We start from the raw sequence: 6089 nt of genomic DNA on the forward strand, positions 1-6089 counted from the left end.
ACTTACAAAAGTATTTTTAAAAAGAGTTGATAATGGTAATTCCTGCTTGTAAATAAGTAGGGTTAAGCGTGAAAAAAGAAGTAGCTTTAGGCAAAGCTATTTGGTTGCTAATAAGCATTTCAGGGTTTAGTTTTCCTTGCAGGATCATCTCTAGCATAGGAGCATAGGCAAAAGCCTGCATGCCGTGGCTTCCTATAATTTCTAGCTCATTCGCAATAAGCAAATGCATCGGAACAGGGGGATTCATATCATCACCGGAAAGTAACCCTACCTGGATATGCTTTCCCCTTTTTCGAAGACTTTGAATAGCATTGATACAGGTAGTTTTACTACCTAATGCATCAACAGCGACGTGTGTGCCTCCTTTGGTCAACTCTTTTACAGTTTTGGGGACATCAGGGTCTTTTTTGGCATTTAATCCAATGTGCGCCCCTGTTTTTTTAGCAAAAGCCAGTTTTTCATCATCAATATCTACGGCAATCACTTGTGCACCTAGGGCATTTGCAATCATAATGGCAGAAAGGCCAACCCCCCCACAGCCATAGACAACCACCCAATCGCCTCCTTTTACTTGTCCTTGGTGCACAATAGCCCTGAAGGAAGTAATAAACCGGCAACCTAGACTTGCGGCAGTTTCATAACTCATGCTTTCGGGAAGGGACACCAAATTTAAATCGGCATGATGTATAGAAACATACTCTGCAAAAGTTCCCCAATGGGTAAACCCCGGCTGGGTTTGTACATCACATACCTGTTGATTCCCTTCATTGCATTGTAAACAACTTCCACAACCACACACAAAAGGAGCGGTTACCCGATCGCCTTTTTTCCATTTGGTTACATTTTTTCCGATAGCAACCACCTCTCCAGCCATTTCATGCCCCGGAATATGGGGAAATGTTTTGATATCAGCATCATGCCCCATCCAACCGTGCCAGTCGCTACGGCACAATCCGGATGCTTTTACCTGAATAATAACCCCATGGTCTTTTGGCGTAGGGTCTTCTACGTTTGTTATGGAAACAGGGGTCTGAAATGCTTCGTAGGTGAGGGCTTTCATAGGCGTAAAGGGGAATTATTTAACAGTTATCGAACTATAAGAGGCAATAAACTCAGCAATTTGCACTGCATTGGTAGCGGCTCCTTTTCGGAGGTTATCGGCCACAATCCACATGTTCAATGTATTGGGCTGGGAATGATCCCTGCGCAATCGGCCTACAAAAACATCATCCTTTCCTTCTGCATAGATAGGCATGGGGTAGGTATTTACATCCGGATTGTCCTGAAGGGTTACTCCAGAGGTATTGTTCAATAGTGAACGGACTTCATTAAGGTCAAAATCATTTTCAAACTCCACATTTACTGATTCGCTATGGCCACCCACGACTGGAATACGGATAGCTGTTGCCGTTACACTAATGGTAGTGTCATTAAGTATTTTTTGTGTTTCCCTAACGAGTTTCATCTCTTCTTTGGTATAACCGTTCTCTTCAAAAACATCACATTGCGGAATAGCATTCCGGTGGATAGGGTATGGATAGGCCATTTCCCCTTTCTCTCCGGCATATTCGTTCTCCAGTTGTTTAACTGCTTTTATTCCAGTTCCAGTAATGGATTGATAGGTAGAAACGACTATTCTTTTTATTTTGTATCTTGAATGGAGTGGCGCCAGTGCCATTACCATTTGGATGGTGGAACAATTAGGGTTGGCAATGATCCGGTCTTCAGGCGTAACGGAGCCGGCATTAATTTCCGGGACGATCAGTTTTTTAGTGGGGTCCATTCGCCAGGCAGAAGAATTGTCAATAACAACAGTACCCACTTCTGCAAATTTTGGCGCCCATTCTAACGAAGTGCTTCCTCCAGCAGAAAACAAGGCTATATCTGGCTTGGTAGTAACTGCATCTTCTAAACTAATAACCGTATAGTTTTTCCCTTTAAACGTGACTTTTTTTCCTATTGATCTTTCGGAGGCAACGGGAATTAATTCAGAGACAGGGAAATTACGTTCTGCCAGTACTTTTAGCATCACTTCACCTACCATCCCGGTGACCCCTACAACAGCAACTTTCATTGTAATAATAGTTTAATAAAGCAAAAATAATTATTAATTGATGTTGTGCAATGTTTAGTATAGAATATTATGAAAATACAACAAAAAGTTATAATTGTCACAAAAAGAACTGTCTTTTACGAATTATATATATTCAACTAGTTAGGCGTAACTAACTAAATTAAATAAGCCAATAAGTGGGGATATTACAGTAAAACATCTTTTTAAAACCTACTTTCCTATTCGCCCTGTCCCAATGAAAAACCACGTTTTCCATCAAACTCATAAAGGTTTTCAGTTTTAATTACATCAAACCCTAAATGATTTAGTTTGGACAAGAGGGCAATTATTTGTTCATAATCAATGCCGAAATACTTTGAATCATTAGTTTCCGTTTTGGTGTCTACTCCAACAAACCTGCAACGCCAGTGGTCTGTACAGTAAGTTTCTTCTATTCCTTCGGGATACACCTTGACCCCACGGTTCGTAATCATTTTCAATTTCAGCTTGTACACATCTAGTTTTGAAAGTGCCTCTCCTAACTCATTAGGGTTGTTCCCTTGCCAATCCAAAAAAGTATCTATTCCTACCAATTCTTTTTGTTCCTGTTTGCGAACATATTCAGGTATTTGTATTATGCCATTTGCTTGCTCTAAAACACTTTTTGCTAAATTTTTTGGAATCTGTTCCAGATTAGAGATTACCCGATCTGCAAATTCTTGAGTTCCTACTTTCTTTATACTTATCCCTTTTTGATAGATATCTGCTGTATGATAACCCTGTTCTAGGGTAGTTAACCAAGCATTTTTAATTTTATCACCAATGCCGGTTTGTCCAATGTGGGCTAGCATGGCTACTGCAGCATTAATAAGGCCTGATGGATTAGCGATTCCCTTACCTGCTATATCCGGAGCTGAGCCATGAATAGCTTCAAACATAGCTACATTTTTCCCAATATTAGCTGAACCACACATCCCTACTGAACCGGCAATCTCTGCAGCAATATCTGATATAATATCTCCATAGAGATTTGCTGTAACAATGACATCGTAATTTTGTGGTCGGGCAGCCAAATGTGCAGAACCAATATCAATTATCTGTGTTTCGCTTTTAATATCAGGATATTCTGCTGCAATTTCATCAAAAACTTTATGAAATAACCCATCGGTTATTTTCATGATGTTATCTTTAACCATACACGTAACTTTTTTACGCCCATAAGCTTTTGCATATTCAAATGCATAGCGGACAATACGTTCACATCCGGGACGGGTAATAAGTTTTAGGCATTGATATACGTCTTGTGTTTGCCTGTGTTCAATTCCTGCATATAAATCTTCTTCATTTTCACGAATGATCACCACATCCATATTAGGAAAATTGCTAGTTATATAAGGAGATAATGCCTCAACAGGCCGAACATTAGCAAAAAGACCCAATGATTTTCTCAAGGTTACATTTAGGCTTTTGTAGCCTTTGCCTTGTGGCGTAGTAATAGGGGCTTTGAAAATAATTTTATTTTTATTGATGGCATCCCAAGCACCGGACTCTATACCTGATGTGTTTCCGGATAAATACATTTTCTCACCCAATTCAATAAATTCAGGTTTAATATTAGCTCCTGCAGCCTCTAAAATGCGTAAGGTGGCTTCCATAATTTCAGGCCCAATACCATCTCCACTGGCCACGGCAATTTTAACGGGTTTATTAATTTTCTTTAGTGACTGCTCGCTTATTTCTAATGTATTCATGTTTTTTTAGTTTAAATATTTCAATTGCAAATATGGAAAGATTAATTCATTTATTTTTATTTATATATTTTATGGATTATATAAACTATAAATTATGAATAAATATTACAAAACTTGAAAAATCAGTAAAACTACTTGAGTATAAAACATATAAATTTTCATTCATTATAGCTATTTAAGCTAAAATAGTACTAATACTGTGTATAAGAAATAATGGAAAAAGACTCTTGAGACGTAAAAAGGGTAAATCAAATAATTTGAAAGCTTAATATATTAAATCTGTAGTAGTGGATATGTAAAATCATTGTAATTATTAAAAAAACCACTCCCAAGGAGCGGTTTAGTTACACAAATTGAATATGCAGTGCAGCGGCACCTTATTTTTTATCCTTTAGCAAATCACGTATTTGAGTAAGTAGTTCTTCTTGTGTAGGCCCTTTTGGTTTAGCGGGGGCTTCTTCTTTCTTCTTTTGTGTTTTTTCGTAAGCTTTTAACACCATAAATATACAGAAACCGATAATAACAAAATCGAGAATTGTTTGTGTAAAACTGCCATAGTTAATGGTTACGGCAGGAATAACTTCTCCGGCGGCATTTGTAGTGGCTTCTTTAATTTCCAGCTTTAGCTCAGTAAAGTTGACTCCTCCCAAAAGCATCCCAATAGGAGGCATTAATACATCATTGGTAAAAGAAGAAACAATTTTGCCAAAGGCGCCGCCTACAATAACAGCAGTTGCCAAATTTATGATATCGCCCTTAAATAGAAAGGCCTTAAAATCTTTAAAAAATCCCATTTTTATGTTTTTTTGATGTGTTAGTTATAGACCAATTTAGTTAAAAAAATAAAAGAAAAAGGGGCTTAATTTATTTTTTCGATGAAAACTTTGACAAAAAAATGTATTTAGAAAAGCTTAAATAGGGATTTAGATATCTTAATTACCTAATGATAAATTTATAAGTCTTTCTCTATATTATCCTTATATAATGTTGGGGATAATTTTTTTGATTTTTGCTTTGAAAGGTACTTTCTAAGCACTCCTCCCTTAACCTTATTTATATCAAATTCAATAATGAACGCTTCTTGGTCTATAGCATCAATTGTACGGTACGTTTTTTTAGAATCGATTCGATTGATAATCAAGTGAATAATTTCAATATTATCTTTTCGTCCTTGGCTACCATATCCTTTTGCCCCATTGTAAATAGTCATTCCTTGTCCGACCTTTTCAATCAGTTCGAGCTGTAGTTCTTCAGATTTAGAGGAGATGATCATCAATCCAAGATAATCTTCAAACCCTTCCAAGATGAGGTCTATGGTTTTTGCTGTAACTAGATAGGCGAGTACTGAATACATAGCAACCTCTAAGGAGAATAGTATGCCTGTAAGTATAAACAATACACTATTGAAAGTGAGTATAATTACTCCAATTGAAAGTCCGGTTTTGTCATTAACATAAACTCCAAGTATCTCTGAACCATCCAAGACAGCTCCATTTTTGATGGCCAACCCAATACCGGCACCCAAAAACAAGCCACCGAAAATAGAAATCAGCAATTTATCGTTCGTAACAGATTCAAAATTTTCGAAGTGTATAATTAATGCCAAAATAAGGATGGAAACTATCGATTTAATAAGAATCCTTTTGCTAACAGTGAACCAGCCTAGTACAAAGAAGGGGATACTCAATAATGGAAGAGTTAGAGATATATCCCAAGAAATTAAATTACTGAGTAAAATAGCGACCCCTGTAACTCCACCATCCAAAAAACCATTGGGTAGCAGAAATACTTTTAAACCAACACTTGCCAAAAATATACCGAGAGCAATTTGAATGATTTCTATGAGAGATTTAACTATATTTTTCATATAACCAATTTTTGGTGAATTATTAAAAAAGACAAAAAATAAATTACATTCAAAAATGGCCCTTGTTTATGGCTTGGTAAGGCATGGTCTGGTATGAAAACCATTATTATTACGCTTCATAAACTATAGCTATAGCTGATGGTTGTATTTTTAGCTTATTCCCGAATGTAATTTAGCAAAAAAATGATATTCATGACAGGAAATGCACAAAGCTCTTTTGGTAATGAATATTGGAGAAATATTATGCAACTCAATTTTGTACACTCTTTAGAACCATTACTGTCAATGTTCTTGTAGAATTGCTATGATAGCCCTATTCTTTAGGCTGTCTTTTTTAGTTTTAGTAACAGGCATTGTCTAAAAAAAGCAAGCATCCTGACCGGATTATGGCCAGGATGGTTTATAAGGTTTTTACTAT

At 36.6% G+C, this 6089-nt stretch carries 5 protein-coding genes; all 5 read right to left on the reverse strand.

Annotation, left to right across the window (positions count from 1 at the left end):
- Nucleotides 1–16: 16 nt before the first annotated feature.
- The 5 genes from WBG21_RS07345 to WBG21_RS07365 all read right to left on the reverse strand — a co-directional run bounded on the left by WBG21_RS07345 (nucleotide 17) and on the right by WBG21_RS07365 (nucleotide 5671).
- Nucleotides 17–1060 carry a zinc-dependent alcohol dehydrogenase family protein gene (locus tag WBG21_RS07345; protein WP_340076367.1) on the reverse strand — a complete coding sequence of 348 codons (1044 nt, stop codon included), beginning with the start codon at nucleotides 1058–1060 and terminating at the stop codon, nucleotides 17–19.
- Between the two features lie 15 nt (nucleotides 1061–1075).
- Nucleotides 1076–2074, reverse strand: coding sequence for an aspartate-semialdehyde dehydrogenase (locus WBG21_RS07350; RefSeq protein WP_340076369.1), 999 nt, complete (start codon nucleotides 2072–2074; stop codon nucleotides 1076–1078).
- Nucleotides 2075–2292: 218 nt separating this feature from the next.
- Nucleotides 2293–3804 (reverse strand): NADP-dependent isocitrate dehydrogenase, encoded by a 1512-nt coding sequence (locus tag WBG21_RS07355; protein WP_340076371.1) that lies wholly within the window; start codon nucleotides 3802–3804, stop codon nucleotides 2293–2295.
- A gap of 377 nt (nucleotides 3805–4181) precedes the next feature.
- Nucleotides 4182–4598 carry a large-conductance mechanosensitive channel protein MscL gene (gene mscL, locus WBG21_RS07360; RefSeq protein WP_340076373.1) on the reverse strand — a complete coding sequence of 139 codons (417 nt, stop codon included), beginning with the start codon at nucleotides 4596–4598 and terminating at the stop codon, nucleotides 4182–4184.
- 158 nt (nucleotides 4599–4756) lie between these two features.
- Entirely contained in the window at nucleotides 4757–5671 is a 915-nt protein-coding gene (locus WBG21_RS07365) for a YitT family protein (protein WP_340076375.1), read from the reverse strand.
- Nucleotides 5672–6089: the final 418 nt, after the last annotated feature.

This window comes from Leptobacterium meishanense (assembly GCF_037645805.1).
In the GTDB taxonomy this organism is placed as follows: domain Bacteria; phylum Bacteroidota; class Bacteroidia; order Flavobacteriales; family Flavobacteriaceae; genus Leptobacterium_A; species Leptobacterium_A meishanense.